The sequence below is a fragment of the Paenibacillus sp. YAE3 genome (assembly GCF_057546105.1).
The window spans coordinates 586607-605462 of record NZ_BAAIYF010000001.1 but is presented as its reverse complement, the minus strand read 5'-3'; the positions used below and the strand labels follow the sequence as shown (position 1 = coordinate 605462).

At 56.3% G+C, this 18856-nt stretch carries 13 protein-coding genes; 7 read left to right on the top strand and 6 right to left on the bottom strand.

Features of this window, described 5'->3' with window-relative positions:
* Window positions 1-24: 24 nt before the first annotated feature.
* Both AC27KL_RS02605 and AC27KL_RS02600 read left to right on the top strand, forming a co-directional pair.
* The gene (locus AC27KL_RS02605; protein WP_487168711.1) at window positions 25-2247 is read left to right on the top strand and encodes an ABC transporter ATP-binding protein; all 2223 of its coding nucleotides are present in this window, start codon (window positions 25-27) and stop codon (window positions 2245-2247) included.
* Window positions 2248-2431: 184 nt separating this feature from the next.
* Entirely contained in the window at window positions 2432-4102 is a 1671-nt protein-coding gene (locus AC27KL_RS02600) for a glycoside hydrolase domain-containing protein (RefSeq protein ID WP_487168710.1), read from the top strand.
* A 202-nt stretch (window positions 4103-4304) separates the two neighbouring features.
* On the opposite strand, the gene AC27KL_RS02595 is transcribed toward AC27KL_RS02600, so the two are convergent.
* The gene (locus AC27KL_RS02595; RefSeq protein WP_036713334.1) at window positions 4305-5282 is read right to left on the bottom strand and encodes a proline dehydrogenase family protein; all 978 of its coding nucleotides are present in this window, start codon (window positions 5280-5282) and stop codon (window positions 4305-4307) included.
* A 73-nt stretch (window positions 5283-5355) separates the two neighbouring features.
* On the bottom strand, window positions 5356-6168 hold the full coding sequence (locus tag AC27KL_RS02590) for a helix-turn-helix domain-containing protein (protein ID WP_487168709.1): 813 nt from the start codon (window positions 6166-6168) through the stop codon (window positions 5356-5358).
* A gap of 437 nt (window positions 6169-6605) precedes the next feature.
* On the opposite strand from AC27KL_RS02590, the gene AC27KL_RS02585 reads away from it, so the two are divergent.
* On the top strand, window positions 6606-7967 hold the full coding sequence (locus AC27KL_RS02585; RefSeq protein WP_487168708.1) for an FAD-dependent oxidoreductase: 1362 nt from the start codon (window positions 6606-6608) through the stop codon (window positions 7965-7967).
* A gap of 117 nt (window positions 7968-8084) precedes the next feature.
* Here AC27KL_RS02585 and AC27KL_RS02580 read toward each other — a convergent pair whose 3' ends face one another.
* Window positions 8085-9017, bottom strand: coding sequence for a hypothetical protein (locus AC27KL_RS02580; protein ID WP_487168707.1), 933 nt, complete (start codon window positions 9015-9017; stop codon window positions 8085-8087).
* A 218-nt stretch (window positions 9018-9235) separates the two neighbouring features.
* Here AC27KL_RS02580 and AC27KL_RS02575 point away from each other — a divergent pair, with 218 nt between their 5' ends.
* Window positions 9236-10198, top strand: coding sequence for an acetylxylan esterase (locus tag AC27KL_RS02575; protein WP_339323007.1), 963 nt, complete (start codon window positions 9236-9238; stop codon window positions 10196-10198).
* Window positions 10199-10285: 87 nt separating this feature from the next.
* On the opposite strand, the gene AC27KL_RS02570 is transcribed toward AC27KL_RS02575, so the two are convergent.
* Window positions 10286-13792 carry a discoidin domain-containing protein gene (locus AC27KL_RS02570; RefSeq protein ID WP_487168706.1) on the bottom strand — a complete coding sequence of 1169 codons (3507 nt, stop codon included), beginning with the start codon at window positions 13790-13792 and terminating at the stop codon, window positions 10286-10288.
* A gap of 225 nt (window positions 13793-14017) precedes the next feature.
* Between AC27KL_RS02570 and AC27KL_RS02565 the strand changes: the two genes are divergently transcribed.
* Window positions 14018-15343, top strand: a complete 1326-nt coding sequence (locus tag AC27KL_RS02565) for an MFS transporter (protein WP_487168705.1) — start codon at window positions 14018-14020, stop codon at window positions 15341-15343.
* Entirely contained in the window at window positions 15312-16223 is a 912-nt protein-coding gene (locus AC27KL_RS02560; protein ID WP_487168704.1) for a polysaccharide deacetylase family protein, read from the top strand. Before AC27KL_RS02565 ends, AC27KL_RS02560 begins: the two co-directional genes overlap by 32 nt.
* Before the next feature lie 176 nt (window positions 16224-16399).
* On the opposite strand, the gene AC27KL_RS02555 is transcribed toward AC27KL_RS02560, so the two are convergent.
* Both AC27KL_RS02555 and AC27KL_RS02550 read right to left on the bottom strand, forming a co-directional pair.
* On the bottom strand, window positions 16400-17761 hold the full coding sequence (locus AC27KL_RS02555) for a sensor histidine kinase (RefSeq protein ID WP_487168703.1): 1362 nt from the start codon (window positions 17759-17761) through the stop codon (window positions 16400-16402).
* Window positions 17758-18471, bottom strand: coding sequence for a response regulator transcription factor (locus AC27KL_RS02550; RefSeq protein ID WP_487168702.1), 714 nt, complete (start codon window positions 18469-18471; stop codon window positions 17758-17760). Before AC27KL_RS02550 ends, AC27KL_RS02555 begins: the two co-directional genes overlap by 4 nt.
* Window positions 18472-18676: 205 nt before the next feature.
* On the opposite strand from AC27KL_RS02550, the gene AC27KL_RS02545 reads away from it, so the two are divergent.
* Window positions 18677-18844 carry a hypothetical protein gene (locus tag AC27KL_RS02545; protein ID WP_340996464.1) on the top strand — a complete coding sequence of 56 codons (168 nt, stop codon included), beginning with the start codon at window positions 18677-18679 and terminating at the stop codon, window positions 18842-18844.
* Window positions 18845-18856 lie beyond the last annotated feature (12 nt).

The window sequence follows — 18856 nt, the reverse complement described above, 5'->3', positions numbered from 1 at the left end:
CCGAGTGCGAGGACGGAGGTATCCATGAACCTTAATTTTACGCTGCCCGAGGAGCAGCTGTTTGCCGCGAGGCAGGCCGTCGGGGAGTCCATCCTATATTGCGTCCCGGCCGATCTGACGTATGGCGGAAGGCGGACGGAAAACTATTTTGTCGTCGGCGAACACCGCTGGGCGCTGCTGGAGGACGGGGTTGTCATCGAAAGCCGGGCGATATCCGACGCCGAAGAGTATAAGGTGGTTCCGCTGATCGGCAGTGCCGTATTGGAAGGGGACGAAGCCGGGACCAAGTTCATCCTGACCCGGCTGTCGATGAAACATGCGGCCCGATACGGATATATCGCGCAAATTTTGAACGACATATCCCGCAAACGCAAGGTCCGGATATACAACGATGAGGATGAGCCGATCTGCGCGACCTGCGGCGGGCCGCTCGTTCCCGGAACGAGGGTATGCCCGAAATGCATGAACAAAGCCGCCGCCCTCAAGCGGCTGCTGTCCGTTTCACTGGCCCATTCCAAAACGTTCGCGATCGGGCTGGCGGTCATTGTCGCGGCTTCAGCGATATCGATGGCCGGGCCTTATTTTCAAAAGCTGCTGGTCAATTCTGCGCTGCAGCCGCCAGCGGGGCAGTCGCCAAGCGTTCCGATGTTCCTTCTGGGCATCGCGGGCCTGCTGCTCGTGCTTGTCGGCGGCGAAGGGCTCGGGATCGTCAAAGGCCGGATTATGGCGCGGGTCAGCTCGGAAATCGCCGCGGATCTGCGCAAGCTGGTGTATGAGCGGATTCAGAGCCTGTCGCTCGGGTTTTTGACGTCGCAGCGGGCCGGAGATATCATGAACCGGATTACGTCGGATACGGAGCGGATCCGCAATCTCGTGCAGGAGCTCGCCACGACGGCGATCTTTCAGCTGATCATCCTCGTCTCCGCGAGCGTGCTGCTGTTTTCCGCCGATTGGCGGCTTGCCTTCGTGGTGCTGCTGCCGGCTCCGCTGGTCGCCTATTTGCAGCGTTACATATGGAAAGGCGTGCTGTGGAAGCTGTTCCGCAAGCAGTGGCGGGTCTATGACAAGGCCAATTCCTTCCTGCATGACGTGCTGAGCGGCATCCGCGTGGTGAAGGCTTTCGGCAAGGAGGAGCGGGAGGTCAAACGTTTCCGGCAGTATAACGGCGAGTTTGCTGCGGCAACGATCCAGACCGAAAAGGTATTCAGCATTTTGGCGCCGATTTCGAACTATTTGATCCAGATGGGGCAGTATCTCGTGCTCCTGATCGGCTGCGGAATGATTTTGAATAAAGACATGACCTTGGGCGAGCTCGTGCAGTTCAGCGGTTATGCCGCCATGATCTACGGGCCGATCACCTGGCTGATGTTCATGCCGAGATGGGTGTCGAACGCGATCATTTCGATTGACCGGATTTTTTCGGTGATCGACGAGCAGCCGGAGGTGATCGATTCGGAGAGCTCCGTCAAACATTCGATCCGGGGGACGATTACGTTCCGCGGCGTTTATTTCGGGTACAAATCGTATGAGCCGGTATTGAAGGACGTAAACTTCGAGGTGAAACCCGGGGAAATGATCGGCCTTGTCGGGCATTCGGGTTCGGGCAAATCGACGCTGATCAACCTGGTTTCCCGTTTTTACGACGTAAACGAAGGGGAGATTCTGATCGACGGCGTGAACATCCGCCGGATCGAGCAGGCCCACCTGCGATCGCAAATCGGCGTCGTCCTGCAGGAGACGTTCCTGTTCAGCGGCACCATCCTGGACAATATCCGTTATTCCAAGCCGGATGCGACGTACGAAGAGGTGCTGGAGGCGGCGAAGATCGCCAATGCGCATGACTTTATTCTTCGTTTGCCGGACGGATACGACACGCGGCTGGAGGAAAACGGCAGCAACCTCTCCGGCGGGGAGCGGCAGCGGCTGGCGATTGCCCGGGCGGTGCTGAACGATCCGCGGATTCTCATTCTGGACGAAGCGACGGCATCGCTGGACATCGACACGGAGACGGCGATCCAGGAAGCCTTGCAGCGCGTCACCCGCAACCGCACGACGCTGGCCATCGCGCACCGGCTGTCGACCCTGCGCCACGCCGACAGGCTTATCGTGCTCGACAAAGGCAGAATCGCCGAAATCGGCACCCATGCCGAGCTCGTGGCACGAAAAGGCATTTATTATAACCTCATTACCGCGCAGCGCAACATGGCGAAGGCGAAAACGGAGGCGGCCGTGGAGTCGGTGGTGTAGATGGGGGGAGCAGGACAATAACCACGTACAGACAGCGTTGAAGATCTTTTTTAAATTAGGTCTTGAATGTCTTCTGCCATCAGGTAAACTGGAAGTCATTAGAGCGCGGATTTTGCATGATTCCCCCAAGAGTCTCAAGCAGCCTGAATTGCGAAATCCCGGAAAACAAGGGAGGAAGGATTGTATGACGCAAAAGCTTGAAACCCGCATTCTCCATTCTTTAGTAAAAGTGTTTCCCGATGAGGAGCTGCAGGCGGCTCCAGGCAAGACACAGGGCGCTGCGCTCCTGAACGAAGTGTTTTCGTATCAGGTGGCCTATCGCTCGCCGCATCTGATCCCAGCCGTGAAGGTCAAGGCCGAATCGGAGCTTGGAGATCTGGTGACCCTGCGCAGCGTCGGCTTGGTACCGTCCGAACTGCCTATTTACTCCGACCACGACGACAATGTGCTTCGGTCCACGCCGGGTTTATATCCCGATCCCTTGTTACCGCTTACAAGCGGGGAGCTGAGAGCTTATCCCGGGCAATGGCGTTCGGTATGGGTTACGGTCGATCCGAAAGGACAGGCGAAACCGGGATTGTACCCGATCACGGTTCGTTTTGAGACGACATCCGGGGAAACGCTTGGGGAAGAACGATTCGAGCTGGAGATCATCGGAGCGGAGCTGCCGAAGCAGCAGCTTTTGCATACGCAGTGGTTTCACGCGGATTGCCTGGCGACCCAATACGGCGTGGAAGCGTTCAGCGAACGGCATTGGGAACTACTCGAGCAGTACATAAGAACCGCTGCCGATCATGGCATCAACATGCTGCTGACGCCGCTTTTCACCCCGCCGCTCGATACCGAAGTAGGGGGAGAACGGCCGACGGTGCAGCTGGTCGACGTTGAGGTAACGGGCGAAGGCCAATACCGCTTCGGTTTTGACCGGTTGAAGCGCTGGGTGGATCTGTGCCAAAAGTGCGGCATCGAATACTTCGAATTTTCGCATCTGTTCACGCAGTGGGGAGCCAAACATGCGCCGAAAATCATGGCTGTCGTGAACGGCGAGACCAAACGCATTTTCGGCTGGGAAACCGATGCTTCCGGCGAAGAATATCATACGTTCCTGAAACAGCTGCTGCCGCAGCTGAAAAAGTGGATCCAGGATCACGGCATCGAAGACCGCAGCTACTTCCATATTTCCGACGAGCCGAGCTTGGAGCATATCGATTATTATGCCAGCGCCAAACAGATGGTCAACGAGCTGTTGTCCGGGTTCCCGGTGATCGATGCGCTTTCCGACTATGACTTTTACGAAAAAGGCCTGGTGCAGACGCCGATTCCGGCGAGCAACCATATCGAACCATTCCTTGAAAATAACGTGACGCCGCTGTGGACATACTATTGCTGTTCGCAGTACAAAAACGTCGCCAACCGGTTTTTCTGCATGCCTTCGGCCCGCAACCGGATTCTCGGATACCAGCTGTACAAATTCGACAACGCCGGATTTTTGCAGTGGGGGTATAACTTCTGGTATACGCAATATTCGAAAAAAGTCATCGACCCGTTCCGCGTAACCGATGCCGGCGGCGGCTTCCCTTCGGGCGATGCTTTCCTCGTGTATCCGGGCGAGGATGGGCCGATCGAGTCCATTCGCATGGAGGTCATGCAGGAAGCGCTTCAAGACCTGCGCCTGCTGCGCCAGCTGGAGGAATGGATGGGCCGCGATGCCGTTCTTGCCGCGCTGGAAGAGGGCCTTGAGGAACCGATGACCTTCAGCAGCTATCCGAAGGACGCCGAATGGATTTTGTCCAAGCGCGAATGGATGAACGAAAAGATCAAGGAGCATATCGGCAAAAGCGCGGTCATTTCTTAATGCGCAGCATGGGAACTTTCGATTAAAAAATCGCAGCCTGATTCAGGTTTTGGAAAAAATGCACCGCTTTAAGCCGATTGTTTGGGCTTAAGCGGTGCTTCTTCGCGTTTGTTGCGCACCCTTCAATTCGCGGTAACGTTTTTGGCGGCCGGATTTACCGCATCGGAATTTTAGGGTTAAGCCGGGCAAGTTCCCGTATCCGTCATTGGGTTTGAAGCTCGTAAGCAAGGGAAGGGTCGGCCGCTTCCCCGCCGGCCATGTCCGCGACGGCCCGGTATAAATGCGGCGGATATTCGGCGATCCGGTGACAAAGGTACAAAAACCACTCTTGTCCATAGGTGATGTAGATGCGCACGGGGAAGCCGGCCGCCCTCAGCTTCGCGGCCAAATCCGGGCGGAAGCCGTAAAGCATATCGAATTCGGCGTTTCCGGCGTCGAGCCATCCGCGGCGGATCGCCTCGTTGATGATTTGCTCGTCATGGGTCGCAATGGATACGTGATGGCCTTGTCGGATCGCGTCGTGAACCAGCTCCAGATAACGATCATTCAGTGCAGCCGAGCGGGGCAGAGCTTGTCCTTCCGGCTCCCGGAAGGCTCCCTTGACGATCCGTATGCGGCGAGGCGAATGGCTTAGGTCCGCCAAGTCCTGCCGGGTGCGGTGCAAATGCGCTTGCAGCGTGATGCCGATGTTCGGGTAGCGGGAGGCGGCCTGCCGGTAGACGTCCAAAATGCGATCCGTTTTGGCAGACTCCTCCATGCTGATCAACAGCTCCGCCTCGACCCTCTTGGCTTCTTCGGCCAATTCGGTCAACAGACGATAAGCCAGATCCGTATCCACCGACAGACCGATATGGGACAGGTCGAAGCAAACCCGATCGCCCGCTCCGTTCAACTCCCGGATCATCGTTTTCAGCTCTTCGGCAGCCGCCTGGCATGCCGCTCGATCCATCGTATTTTCGCCGATGTATTCCAGGGAAGTCCTGTACCCCATGTCCGCAAGTTTGCCGGCGGCATCCAGGCCGTCCCGGCGCTCCTCGCCGGCGACGTACTGCCTCGCTGCGCGCCGCAGCAGCTGATAGAGCCAAGGCGTTTGCTCAACAAATGATTTCACGTCCGGGCGTCTTGCCACCGATTTTAAGGCGTCCGCAAGACGCCGCTCCCAGTCGGGTTCATGGTTCATATCGCAAGCCTCCTTTTCTTTATGCCTTTAAAGTATACAAAGGCTAGGTAGGCTCGTATTGTAAATTATTGCTCTATGGCATCCGCATGGAGACGTACCGCTGGGGCGTCACGCCGACGATTTTGAAAAAAGCCTTCGAAAAATGGCTCTGGTCGTAATATCCGGTCTCAGCAGCAATATCCGCGATCGGCCGCCTTTTCAAAAGTTCGCCCTTCGCATGGTTGATTCTCAGCAGGTTTTGGTAGGCGTGAGGCGGCATGTGGGTGCCTTTCTTGAAAAGGCGTATGAGATGGAATTTGCTGACCCCCACCGCTTCCTCCAGCCTTTGGAGCGTAATCCGCTCATGATAGTGGGCATGAAGGTATTCCTGAATCCGGCGGATGTATGGCTGATCGTACCCGGATCCTGATGGATGCTCCAGGTCGAGCGTATTTCGGCTGGCGAGCGCATAAATCAGTTCAACGGCAGCGGATTCGGCGGCCAACGGTTCGTCCGCCCCGGCGAGAGCGTCCGCCACCCGGTTGATCAGGCGGCGGCAGTATTGATTTTTGTGTCCTTCCAATAAAAACGGGATGCGAAGCGGTTCCGCCATGGCCGGCTCCAGTTGGTCCAGCCACTGCGGCTTGATGAACAACATTTTATATTTCCATGACTCGAGGGAGGCGGGGCGGCAGGCATGCAGCATGCCTGGCGGAAAACTGATCGCCCTGCCCGTCTCTACCCGATACGCGTGTCCGTCGCACCAGGCTTCCGTTTCGCCTTCGTCGATCAAGCCGATCGAATACTCTTCATGAAAATGCTTCTGATAGGCCAGATCGCTTCGCGTGCAACGTTTGGCCTCCAGGAAAGGCAAATGTTCGTTTCTATAAAAGATTACATTCGTCATAGAATTCTCTCCATCTGGTGTCCAACCAAAAAATTACAAACGAGATGACTCCGTGAGCGTAAGGGCTAATGGAACGGATGATTCCTCCTTTACATAATTAGACAACGATGATATGCGCACCTGCAAGCTCGGGCAATCGGCCGGCCGCTGTCGCTGCGTACAAGCCGATCGTCAGGGACAACCATCCCGGGCGGCTTGAGGAGAAACGAAGATGCCGCAGGCTTTCTTGTGAAAAAATGAACAAATTATGAACTTCGTGCATGAACCTATTGATTTGTGAAAAAAATCACAGTATACTGTAAATGTGAAATAAATCACAACTAAAACATTACAATTCGAAGGTTGAAATGTAGCAGCTTCAAGACAGGCATGAACTTTTAAATTTCTTTAGATGAAGAACCATCGGATTTACCGATTATATTCGAGGAGGAATTACGATGAGAATTGCAGTGATTGGATGTACCCATGCCGGAACGGCAGCGGTGGGGAATGCCGCCAAGCTTTACCCTGATGCCCAAATTACCGTTTATGAACGCAACGACAACATCTCGTTTTTATCCTGCGGCATTGCTTTGTATGTAGGCGGCGTCGTGAAGGATCCGGAAGGCTTGTTTTATTCGTCGCCGCAGCAGCTGGCGGATTTGGGCGTCGTGACCCATATGCGCCATGAGGTGCTTGCGGTCGATACCGATGCTAAAACGATGCAGGTGCGTAACCTGCTGACCGGAGAGGTATTCAAAGACTGCTACGATAAATTGATCGTCACGACAGGCTCTTGGCCGGTCATTCCGAAGCTTCCGGGCATGGAGCTCGGCAACATTCTACTCTGCAAAAACTACGAACATTCCAACAACATCATCGAAAAAGCGAAACATGCGAACCACATTACGGTGGTCGGCGCGGGTTACATCGGCGTTGAGCTGGTGGAGGCGTTCGAGCAAAGCGGGAAGCGGGTGACTTTGATCGACAGCGCGGACCGGATTTTGAACCGGTATTTGGACGGCGAGTTCAGCAGCCGGATCGAAGACGCGTTCCGCGGTCATGGCATCGAGCTGGCGCTGGGGCAAACGGTGAAAGCTTTTGAAGGCAAAGATGGGCTTGTCAGCCGCGTCATCACCGACAAGGGCGAAATCGAAACGGATATGGTCATTCTTTGCATCGGTTTCCGTCCGAATACCGAACTGCTGAAAGGCCAGGTGGATATGCTGCCAGGCGGCGCCATCATCGTCGACCAATATATGCAAACGAGCAAAAAGGACGTGTTTGCGGCCGGCGACAGCTGCGCCGTGCATTACAATCCGACCGGGAAGGCGGCTTACATTCCGCTGGCTACGAATGCGGTGCGGATGGGGCTGCTGGCGGCACGCAACCTGATGGGGCCAACGACGAAATATTTGGGCACGCAGGGCACGTCGGGCCTCAAAATCTACGATCTCAACCTGGCTTCGACGGGACTGACGGAAGGCGCCGCAGCCGACGAGAAGATCAATGCCGAAGCGGTGACCGTCAATGACGCTTACCGTCCGGAATTTATGCCTACGGCCGAGACGGTGATGCTGAAAGTCGTATATGACAAAGAGAACCGCCGTCTGCTGGGGGCGCAGATCATGTCCAAGGTCGATTTGACGCAAGCGATGAACACGTTGTCGGTATGCATTCAGAACGGGATGACGATCGACGAGCTGGCTTTCGTCGACTTCTTCTTCCAGCCTCACTTCAACAAGCCTTGGAACTTCTTGAATACGGCCGGCATCGCCGCGCTGCCGAAGCTCGCAGCGGGCGAACTGCAGCACGCTTGACCTGACCGCACGAAAAAGGTCATCGGGTCATCTTTAGGGATGACGCCGATGGCCTTTTTTACGCCGTTTTGAAGGAGTAAGCGAACGCAAACATCTGCGGACGATAAAGCGAAAGCCTTAATCCTCCGAATGTTGTTTTTTCTCTTTGCCTCCCACCTGGAAGCCGACCTGGCCGTCATGGCTGCCGACGTTGCCGCCGACCTTGAAGCTTACGCCTTGGCCCCCGCCTACTTGGGCACCCGCGTGGGCGCCAAGGCCGTGATCGCCGCCGATCTGCGCTCCCGTGCTGAAGGCTGCGCCTTGACCGCCGCCGAGCTGGCCTTTCACATGGGCGCCGAGGCCGTGATCGCCCCCGATCTGGGCTTCGGTGCTCAGTCCGATCCCTTGCTTCAGTCCGGCATGGCCCTCAGCTTGCACCTGAATGCCGTATTTGCCGCCGAGATTGCTTTCGGTTTCGAATTGGAAGCCTTTTGTTTTGTTATCCAGGTTCGCCCCTCCCTGGACGTTCAGACCGTATTCCTCCGCGCCGACGTGGCTGCTGACCTGGTTGCTTACGCCATGTTTGTCGACCTGGGTTTCTGCCTGGAAGCCGGCGCCGTGTTTGCCGCCAACTTCGATGCCGGTGTTCATTTTCACGCCTGTGTGGCTTTTTTCCGGTTTGGCCTTTTCGGGCTCAACCTGTTCCGCCTGGACGTTTTCCGCTTTTACTTCGGCGGGTTTCGTCTCGGTCTCCGGCTGGAGTTTAATCTGAAAGCCTTTGGGAGTCGGTTCGACCCGGGTAGGGTCGATCGCCGAATAAGGCGCGTCATAAGGGATGCCGGGGTACGGAGCGGCCGGGAACGGCGCGTAAGCCGGGTAGGCTGGATACCCCGTATAGGCCGGATACCCGGTGAACCCGCCTCCGTAAGGAACTACCCGTTCCGGCATGGGCCAGAAATAAGGCGATGGAGCAAACGGGCCGCGGAATGTATAGGCAAACGGATAATAGGCGAATGGAACCGGATGTATGTGCTGGAAGCCGGGCCCGAAGGGATAGCTGCTTGTCGTCATGAGATAGAACCTCCAGATCAAATTTGATGATATAGCCTATTCAATGGGGCGAGAAATGACACATATATTATGTTTTGCTTTTGGGGGAATCGGGAGCGCTGCAACCGGCACCGGGCAAAAGAGAGGACGAAAGGCGGGGGCCGGATCGCATCTGGAAAAAAAGGGTTGTCAACGGGAGTGCGAATCTGCTTAAATCAAATAAAAAAGGGTGATGACGAATGCCGCTAGTGGATATGCCCCTATCGGAGCTGAAAAAATACCAAGGGATCAATCCCAGACCGCATGATTTCGACGCTTATTGGGAGAAGGCGCTTGAGGAGATGCGCGCCGTAGACCCGCAGGTCGAGCTTGTCCCGGCTGAATTCCAGCTTCCGTTCGCGGAATGCTTCCATTTATATTTCACGGGTGTAAGCGGTGCCAGAGTGCATGCGAAATACGTTCGGCCTAAAGGGAGCGCCGAACCGCATCCGGCCGTGCTGCATTTTCACGGGTACACCGGACATAGCGGCGATTGGATGGACAAAATGGTGTATCCTGCGCTCGGCTTTTCCATCGCGGCGCTGGACGTTCGCGGGCAAGGAGGTCTGTCTGAGGATACCGGCGGCGTATCGGGCAACACGCATCACGGCCATATCATCCGCGGACTCGATAACGAGGATCCGCACCGTTTGCTGTTCCGGGACATTTTCCTCGATACGGCGCAGCTTGCTTCGATCGTCATGAACATGCCGGAGGTCGACGCGGACCGCGTCGGGGCGACGGGTTGGTCGCAGGGCGGTGCGCTTACGATTGCTTGCGCTGCGCTTGAACCGCGCATCAAAAAAGCGGCGCCGGTTTATCCGTTCCTGAGCGATTACCGCAGAACCTGGGAAATGGATTTGTGCAAACACGCGTACGAAGAGCTAGGCAAATACTTCCGCATGTTCGATCCGCAGCATCAGCGCGAGGACGAAATTTTCACGAAGCTGGGATACATCGATATTCAAAACCTGGCTCCGCGCATCAAAGCCGAGTGCCTGGTCGGGGTCGGCCTGATGGACACCATTTGCCCGCCTTCCACGCAGTTCGCCGCCATCAACAAAATCCCCGGGCCCGTGCAGCTTGAGATTTTCCCGGATTTCGGCCATGAAGGCTTGCCGGGGCTGAACGATAAGATCATTCAATTCATGAAGGATCTCTAATACGGATTTAAACTAGAACAGATCAGAAAGGGAGCCGTTCCCCCCAATAACCTGGGGTCGGAAGCGGCTCCCTTTTGTTGCACATGATTACGGATTCGACGCCTGGTCCCAAAGCTCTTGCATCGGCCTCAAATCGCGCGTCGCATCGTACGGATAACGATTAAGCGCCTGCAGGAGAAGCTTGCGCAGCTTTCCGTTGTTCGTCTGCTGCAAAAGCTCATCCATCTGCACAATCAGCTGCTTGTATTCCTGAATATGATCCGGGCCGTACACCTCGAATTCGAAGAAGGAGTTTCCGAATACGGTGGCGCGTTTGATGCCCTGGAATTTAACGTAACGCGCCTCCTGCGGATCGAAGGCAATGATGTCCAGGGTGCCTTTGGAGGCTATAGTTCCATCCCCGCCGGAAACGTTCGTCCAATGCTCCTTATCCGTCGATACGAACAATTGGTATTTCTCCGCGTAGGCTCCCTGCCACTTGATGACGACCTTGCTGACGTCTTTCGGTTCGCCGAGATCGACGATAAACCAAGCGTCATCCACGTAAGCGCTCGACCATCTGGAGAGCGGGGACAGGTCCCCGTCCACGGCTTTGTCGGGCGAGTAATACGGGAATTCGGTTTCGGACGATTCCGCGGCTTGATGAAGGGCCAAATTGTCGCTGCTAAGCAGATCGATCGGCTTGTTGTAGATCATGACGTTGTCCAGCATGCCCTTAAACGCGTTCGTATCGCTTCCGATCCGGAGCGTCGGCAGCACGAGCGTATGCAATTTGGGGGCTTGTTCCTCTAACCTTTCCACATATTCGTCCAAGTTAACGAACAGCGTCACGCCTTTTTTGTCGCCCTTCAGCGTGATATGCGTCCACTGGCCTTCCGGAACCGCATAGTTGAACGTGCTGTCGTAATGCTCTTTCGTAAACCCGAGCTTTCCGGAAGCGCCCTGTCTCAGCTTGAGCGTACCGGCAGGGGATTCCATCAGCACGGCATTGTCCGGGTTACCCGGGTCGGGTTTGATCCACATCGATACCGTCCAACCGAAACCTAAGGACTCGATCGGCGTTTGAATGTAGCTTTTCCCGCCGTTCAGGCGGACGCCTTTGCCGTATTTCCCGTCGGCCGTGTCGACGTTGACGCCCTTGCCGTCGAAGCGGTTGCCGGATTCATCCTTGAACCGGTTTTCGAAAAGGTATTGAACGACGCTGTTTTCGTCGTTATCTACGGTGATCTTATGGGACAGGTCAGCGTTCGGCGCATCGGCTATCGCTTTCGCCCGCTGCTCGAATTTCTGAAAGGATCGGTCCTCCCGCGTTCCGGTCCACATTTTTTCCGATACGGCTTGAATGCCGGGAAGCAGCCGCTCATGCGAATCGTCCATCGATAAGCCGTTGGCGTCGGACACGTCGTTCCATAAGCAGAACATGCCTCCTTTGACGCGCGGATGCCCGTAAGGGAGCGTGGTCGTTTCCCATTTGACCGGCTCCCACTCGTTATAGATGAATTGGGAATTCAAATAGTCGCCGTATAACGTAGGAACAATGTACATGTATACGTTTTGGGCATTGACGACGTCGTAGCCGAGATCGACCGCCTGCTGCGCCGAACCGTAAGGCTCATGCCAAATATCCATCGTCGCGTCGGTGCTGATCGGGGTCACGCCGTTGTATTGGGTGAGCCCGCCCCACAGATGCGGACGTTTGCCTTTGCTGTTGATATGCTTGATCAGCGTATCCATGTACCCCCGGAAAACCTCGACATCCGGTCCGTGGTATTCGTCCGTGCCGATGTTGACGTCCGGGCCGATGAACGTCGGGTTGCTTCCGTCCAAATATTCATCGAATAACGATTTCACGAACCGGACGGTTTCCGGTTTGGAAATATCGAGGTTGCGGCTCTCTCCGAGCGCCGGATTGTAGGAAATGAACGCGCCGGAATGCCCCGGCGTATCGATCTCCGGAATGACGTTGACGCCGTATTCCATGCCAAGCCGCTGCAGGTCTTTGAACTCCTGCTTCGTATAATGGCCGTTTGGACTCGCAAGTCCCGGATAGGTGGTGCTTTCCAAACGGAAGGCGGCGTTCGTTCCGTCCGCGAACGGCGTGCCGACATCATCGTTCAAATGAATTTGGAACGTGTTCATTTTGTACCAGGACAGCAATTTGACGTAGCTCCGGAGAAAATCGATCGTGTAAAATTTGCGCGCGACGTCGATCATCAATCCGCGCTGCGCATATTTCGGATAATCTCTCGCTTCCCCCTTCGGGATGGTGCGGTCCGGATGCTGCTTGAGAATCTGCAGCGCGGTCCGGGTGCCGTAAAACGCCCCTTTGGCGGAAACGGAGGAGATCGAAACGTAGTCCCCGACCCGGAACAGGTTGCCTTCTTCGCCGAGCCACGCGAGGGACGGATCGATGGACAAATACAAATCGCCGGTTTTCGGTTTGCCGGCCACGACTTTGAGATCGTATCCGGTCACGTCGAGCACATCCTCGCGGGTAAGCTCGGCCGCGTTCCGCAAAGCCGCTTCGTCCTGCGGATTCACGACGATGCGGGACGATTTTTTGAGCGCATACCGGCCGCTGTCCCCGTACCATTCCTGCAGGGACGGGATGACGTCGGGCTCGGCGTTCCGGTCCGGGGTTTGCTTATGCAGTCCCGGCACCACGACCGGTATGTTCCCCGAGAGCAGCTTCCGGTCCGGGTCTTTCCCGTCTTCCACCTGCACGATCAAATGGACTTTGGCATCCACCAGCGGCGTGCGGATTTGGCCGTCCATGCCGATCACCGGCAGGCGGTCGCTTCCGTACAAGCTGACCCTGTACCCTTCCGGCACGCCAGCCGCCGACCAGTCCAGCTGCGTTTGCCCGGGCCGGACGGTTAACGCGGCGGCGACGTTGTCGATGATCGATTGCAGGTCGCGCAGCTGATAAACCTCGAATTCATAGAAGGAATACCCGTACAGCGTGCCTTCCACAGGCGCCCGTTTGACGCCTTGGAATTTGACGTAGCGCGCTTCGCGCAAAGCGAAGTCGATCGTTTCGACGCCGCCTTTGCAGGAGATGATGCCGTCGTTGGCCCGGACGTTCTCCCAGTTTTCGCCGTCGACCGATACGAGGATTTTGTAAGAGTCGGCAGGGGTTTGCCAACGGATCACGACGCGGTCGATTTCCTGGGGTTCGCCGAGATCGACGTAAAACCATTGATCATCCCGCAAGGCGGAGGACCATCTTGTGTTTCCTTTTCCGTCCACGGCCAGCTCCGGATTCAGATAATCGACTTCGTTGCCGGAAGCGAAAACGGGTTGGTGAAGCGCCAAATTGGTTCCGCCGAATGCGGATGCCGCGGCGAATCCGGTTTCGTCTGCCTGCGGCCCGTTTGCAGATGCGCCGGGCTCCTGTCCGTATACATCGTCGGTGACGCCGGCAGGTTTTTCGGTATCGTGTTCTCCGGCAGCCGGGGGCGGCAAGTCCTTTGAGGCGACGGCGGACATGTCCTGAACTTCAGGTTTCGCGAGCGCCGCCGCCGGGTGGACGGCAGGCATCAGCAGGATGGCGGCCAACAACAATGAAAAGGCTCTCATTTTTGTTTTCTTCATTTGTCCCTCCATAATGGTTTTGTTTGATGGAAAAGCCATACACAGCAAAACTTGCAGGGAATTTGCCTTTCATGATGAGAAATTGGATGATAAATCCGCCTTTATAATATAACGCGGTTGATTTTACCGGCAATATACAGTTGATGACATTGGCAAGGAAGGTAATATTCCCCGGCCGTTGAATAAGATAAAACAAGTTATTTTACGGTATGGGGGGAATCGCGCATGCAGCGCAAATGGGTCAATTCGCCGTACATCTTCGCCCTCGGCATGTTTGCCATGATGGTGCCGAGCCAGGCGTTCAGCTCATATTACAGCTTTTTTTACGTGGAGAAGTTGGGTCTCGGCATCGGACTGGCGACGCTGGCCCGCACTATTTTTCTCGTCTGGGATGCGGTCAACAACCCGCTGTTCGGGCACTGGTCGGACCGGACCCACACCCGCCTCGGAAGGCGGCGGCCTTGGGTGTTCGGCGCCATGCCGCTGTTTATGCTTACGTTCATCATGGTGTTTTCCCCGCCGGGAGGGCTGTCGCAGAACGGCTTGTTCGCCTGGTTCCTGACGGCCTTGGTTTTGTTCGAAGCCGTTTCGACGGTGCTGTGGGTCAATTACGGGGCGTTGTTCCCCGAGCTGTACCACGGCGACCGGCTGCGCGCCAAAGCCTCCGCGATCCAGCAGAGCTATCAAGTCGTCGCGCTGTTGATCGGTTCGGCGCTCACGCCAATCGTTTTTAATGCGCTCAATTTTACCAGTATGTCGATCATTTACGCCTTCGTGTTCGGCATTGCGATGCTGGTCTGCATGCTCGGGGTCCGGGAGCGCGAGGAATACAGCGCCGGCGAACCGCTGAAGCTGGTGGCCGCGTTTCGGGAAACGCTCGGCAACAAAAAGTTTTGGCTGTTTAACATTTCGAATTCATTTGCCCAGACGGTGAACGGCTTGATCAGCTCGATCATCCCTTTTTACGCAAAATACGTGCTGAAAATCAGCGACCCGCAGGTGACGCTCATCATGGCTGCCGTATTCGTGTCAGTCATCCCGCTCGTGTTCGTCTGGTATTGGATATGCCGCAAGCTGGACGGGGTGACGGTATGGAGGCTGTCGCTCGCCGTTTATGCCGTTTCCGTGCTGCCGCTTTGGTTCGGTTTTAACCTGGTCAGCGGATTGCTGGCGGGCATCGCCGTCGGCTTCGGCCTGGCCGGTTTTTTGGTGACTCCGGCGATGGTGAGCGGGCGGATCATCGACGAAGACGCGGCAAAAACGGGGCTGCGCCGGGAAGGTATCTATACCGCCGTCGCCGGATTCATTACGCGTTCCAGCGGGTTGATATCGGCGCTTGCGTTTTTGGTCGTGGGTCTGGTGTTCGGGTATGAAAGCGGCGACAAACCGGGCCCGAATCCGGAAATGACGTTCCGCGTGCTGATCAGCGCGGTGCCGTTCTGTTTGCTGCTGATCTCGATCGCGATATCGCTGCTGACCCGGTTTGAATTTACGACGCATCGGAGAGGGGATGTAACGCATGGGGAAGAAAAAACTCATCCTCAATTGTGACGATTTCGGGCAAAGCCCGGCCTTGAATCAAGCGATCATGGCGCTGCTGGAGGAAGGGAAGGTATCGTCTGCGACGATCATGACGGTGGCTCCCGGGTTCGAAGAAGCGGCCGCCTGGACCGCCAAACGGCGCCAGCCCAATGTCGGACTGCATCTGACGATGACAAGCGAATTCGAGGCGCTCCGCTGGCGCAGCCTGACGGGCGACCCGTCGCTGCATGACGACAGCGGATATCAATACCGCACCGTAAAAGAGTTCGAGCAGGGCGCGGCTACGAGGGCGGTCATGAAAGAAATCGACGCGCAGTACGGGCTGGCGCGGAAGGCCGGCATTGCGGTCAGCCATGTCGACAATCACATGGGGAGCCTGTACGGCATGGAAACCGGGCGCAGCCTGCTTCCCCAGACGTTGTGGAAGGTATCGCGCTGGAAGCTGCCGATGCGCTTTTTTCGCCACATTTACAAGGAGGATCCGCTGCTTGGTTCCTTGGAGGGCATCGAACGGCCGGTGGCCCAAGTCGCGGCGCTGGCCGACGCCTTCGGCGTGCCGATTCCCGATTACTTGCTGTCGCATCCTTTTGCGATCGAGGACGGGGAAACGTACGACAGCTTCAAGCAGTCGATCATCGCCAAGTTATACCGGTTGCCCGACGGCGTCTGCGAAACGTACATTCATCCCGGCGTTCCCGATCCCTGGATGGAGGAGCATATCCCGAATTACGAAAAAAGAGTGTGGGAATACCGCCTGCCTTTTGATGACGACTTTGCTTACGCCCTGCGCGACGCCGATGTCGAGTTGACCGATTACCGGTACGTGCAGGAGCATTTAAAGCGGCCGCGGCTGCGTTCCGGGCTGAGGCTTGTGAAGCTGCTGCGATAAGGGGCGGAAAATACCGGATTGTGCAAGCGGCATATCCCGGAAACGGGAGAAATTCGGCTCCCCGACCGTCTTATTTCACGATATAGAGCCAAGCGACCGCTGATCCGCTGAGGTGGCTCTTGAATATACCCATAAATAAAAGGAGGATGCCGATGCATCCTCCAATCGATTTCCAGCTACCCGGCTCCCGGAAACTGCAGCGAAATTACCGCGCCGCCGCCGCGGGCGTTGCCTGCGCGGATCAAGCCGCCGCACCGCTCGACGATTGCGCGGGAGATGGCGAGGCCCAGGCCGGATTCGCCGTCTTTGCCTTTCACGAAACGGTGGAACAGATAGGGCAGCAGGTCCTCCGGAATACCCGGCCCGTCGTCGCTGACGCGGATCACGATTCGCCCGTCGCGGGTTTCGGCATGAATGTAAATATGCTGCCGCGCATAACGCACCGCATTGGAGACCACGTTCAGCATGGCTTGCAGCAGCTTGTCGCGGTCTGCGCGCAGCGTGCCCTCATGAAGCTTTCCGCACTCCGTATGCAGGATGATGCCCTTTTTGACGAGCAGCGGATTCAGCCGCTCCACCGTCTCCGTCAGCAGCTCCCGAACGCAAATCTCCTCGTCTTTGAACACGTCCTCTTCGCTGTCCAGCTTGGCCAGCAGCGTCATTTCGGTCACGAGCTTTTTGAGCCGCGCGCTTTCGTTCATGATGATATCAAGCCCTTTCCGCACGTTGTCCCCTTCAAACACGCCGTCGCGAATGCCCTCCGCGTACCCGGAGATGGACATGAGCGGCGTTTTTAGTTCATGGGACGCGTTTTGGAAAAACTGCTTTTGGACATGGTTGAAGCGGTTCAGCTCCTTGGCCATGTCGTAGACCGATGCGGCGACCGAGCCGATTTCGCCTCCGGCTTTGATGAAGGTAACGTCCGCGAAACGGCGTTCTTTGACCTTGGCGAGCTCATCGCGAAGCCGGATCAACGGCCGGATGAGTTTTCTCGTAATAAATAAGCTGAAGAGAAGCATCGCGAGTCCCGCCGTTCCGAAAATGATCAGCAGCCGCTTCAGCAAAGCCTGTTCGATCATGCGGATTTTGCTCATCGGCGTATACAGCGTCAGTTTCCCCTGAGGGGTCAGCTGATCGACCGTAATGTAGTTTTTATCGAAGCCGTCGAGGATTTTTTGCGCGCTCTGCGCTTCCGTACTGCTTACGGCCGCCGCCAAAGGCTGCATGCCTTTCATTTCAAGGGGGGATGGGGACATTGCGATGATGCTGCCCGTCTTGTCGGTCAAAATGGCGCTGATGCCGGCCTTCGAAGGGGTGACGGGCATTGCCATCGTTCCTTGTTTGGCGGCACGGCTCTCCAGGGGGAGAATTTCCATCTTCAGCGAGGTCGTCATTTCGACGCTCATCGCTTTCAAATCCTCCTTTTGCGCGCCAATCAGATGGTCGAGCAGCACGTAATGCAGGACGAATCCGGCCACGACCAGCACCAGAACCAGCGCGATGCCGAACGCGAGATTGATTTGGTGAACGAGTTTCATAGGGATTGATCGCCTCCATCATGTCTCATCCGGTAACCATGCCCCCATACCGCTTCGATGGGAAGCCGGCTTATTTTTTTGCGCATCCGTTTGATCAAATGGTCCACCGCCCGGTCGCTGCCAAAATAATCTTCGCCCCATACATAGGTCAGCAGCTCGTCCCTCGTAAAGGCGCGATTCGGGTTCTCCGCAAAAACCTGCAGCATCGCGAACTCTTTGCTGGTCAGATCCACTTCCTCTCCGTCCCAAAAGACGCGGCGCTCTTCCGGCAGCAGCTGCAGGCGGCCAAGCCCGACCCGGACGGGGGAAGATGACGGCTGTCCTTCCGGACCGTTCAGTTTGTACCAGCGCTGCAGCTGTCTTTTGATGCGGGCGACCAGCTCGCGCGGGCTGAAGGGCTTGACCATATAATCGTCGCTGCCGAGTTCGAGGCCCAGGATTTTATCGACTTCATTGTCCTTGGCGGAAATCATGATGATCGGCACTTCCGCTTCGCTGCGGATTCGTCTGCAGAATTCATACCCGTCCATTCCGGGAAGCATGATATCGAGCACCCACAGATCCGGCGGACTGCTCCGCCACAGCTCCCATGCTTCTTCCGCGCTAGCCAGCCCGACGGTGCGGTAGTTTTCCTTTTGTAAAAAGGCTTCGACCAAAAGGCGTATATTCGTATCGTCATCCACGACGGCGATGGTATATTGGTTATTCATGTTCAAATCCTCCCGTTTCTCTTCCTACAGTATACCAACGGGCGGGCCTCCAATGGAAAATGCCATCGTTTTTCCATAAATCCGCAGGCGGCCTGACAATCGCATGACACAAACCCTCCCTATACTTGGACATGCAGGCACCGGCCGACGGTTCGGGCGATGCCGTCAAAGGCGGCCAGAGGCTGCCGCAAAAGGAGGAAAAACGATGGACGAAGAATTTCGCGATCCGGAGGCCCGGTTTCGGGCAGCCCTCAAAAAGACATGCCGGATAACGGGTTTGGTGCTGTTTTGCTGGTGCGTCCTTTTTGCCTGTTCGGAGGCTGCCGTGCTGGCATTCGACATCATTGCCGAGACGTTGGCGGAATGGCTTTGAAGCTGAAGGAAT

What these genes read in the sequence shown, in the direction of transcription:
- AC27KL_RS02605 (WP_487168711.1), top strand. Translation starts at nt 25, where the DNA reads ATGAACCTTAATTTTACGCTGCCCGAGGAGCAGCTGTTTGCCGCGAGG.
- AC27KL_RS02600 (WP_487168710.1), top strand. Translation starts at nt 2,432, where the DNA reads ATGACGCAAAAGCTTGAAACCCGCATTCTCCATTCTTTAGTAAAAGTG.
- AC27KL_RS02595 (WP_036713334.1), bottom strand. Translation starts at nt 5,282, where the DNA reads ATGAACCATGAACCCGACTGGGAGCGGCGTCTTGCGGACGCCTTAAAA.
- AC27KL_RS02590 (WP_487168709.1), bottom strand. Translation starts at nt 6,168, where the DNA reads ATGACGAATGTAATCTTTTATAGAAACGAACATTTGCCTTTCCTGGAG.
- AC27KL_RS02585 (WP_487168708.1), top strand. Translation starts at nt 6,606, where the DNA reads ATGAGAATTGCAGTGATTGGATGTACCCATGCCGGAACGGCAGCGGTG.
- AC27KL_RS02580 (WP_487168707.1), bottom strand. Translation starts at nt 9,017, where the DNA reads ATGACGACAAGCAGCTATCCCTTCGGGCCCGGCTTCCAGCACATACAT.
- AC27KL_RS02575 (WP_339323007.1), top strand. Translation starts at nt 9,236, where the DNA reads ATGCCGCTAGTGGATATGCCCCTATCGGAGCTGAAAAAATACCAAGGG.
- AC27KL_RS02570 (WP_487168706.1), bottom strand. Translation starts at nt 13,792, where the DNA reads ATGAAGAAAACAAAAATGAGAGCCTTTTCATTGTTGTTGGCCGCCATC.
- AC27KL_RS02565 (WP_487168705.1), top strand. Translation starts at nt 14,018, where the DNA reads ATGCAGCGCAAATGGGTCAATTCGCCGTACATCTTCGCCCTCGGCATG.
- AC27KL_RS02560 (WP_487168704.1), top strand. Translation starts at nt 15,312, where the DNA reads ATGGGGAAGAAAAAACTCATCCTCAATTGTGACGATTTCGGGCAAAGC.
- AC27KL_RS02555 (WP_487168703.1), bottom strand. Translation starts at nt 17,761, where the DNA reads ATGAAACTCGTTCACCAAATCAATCTCGCGTTCGGCATCGCGCTGGTT.
- AC27KL_RS02550 (WP_487168702.1), bottom strand. Translation starts at nt 18,471, where the DNA reads ATGAATAACCAATATACCATCGCCGTCGTGGATGACGATACGAATATA.
- AC27KL_RS02545 (WP_340996464.1), top strand. Translation starts at nt 18,677, where the DNA reads ATGGACGAAGAATTTCGCGATCCGGAGGCCCGGTTTCGGGCAGCCCTC.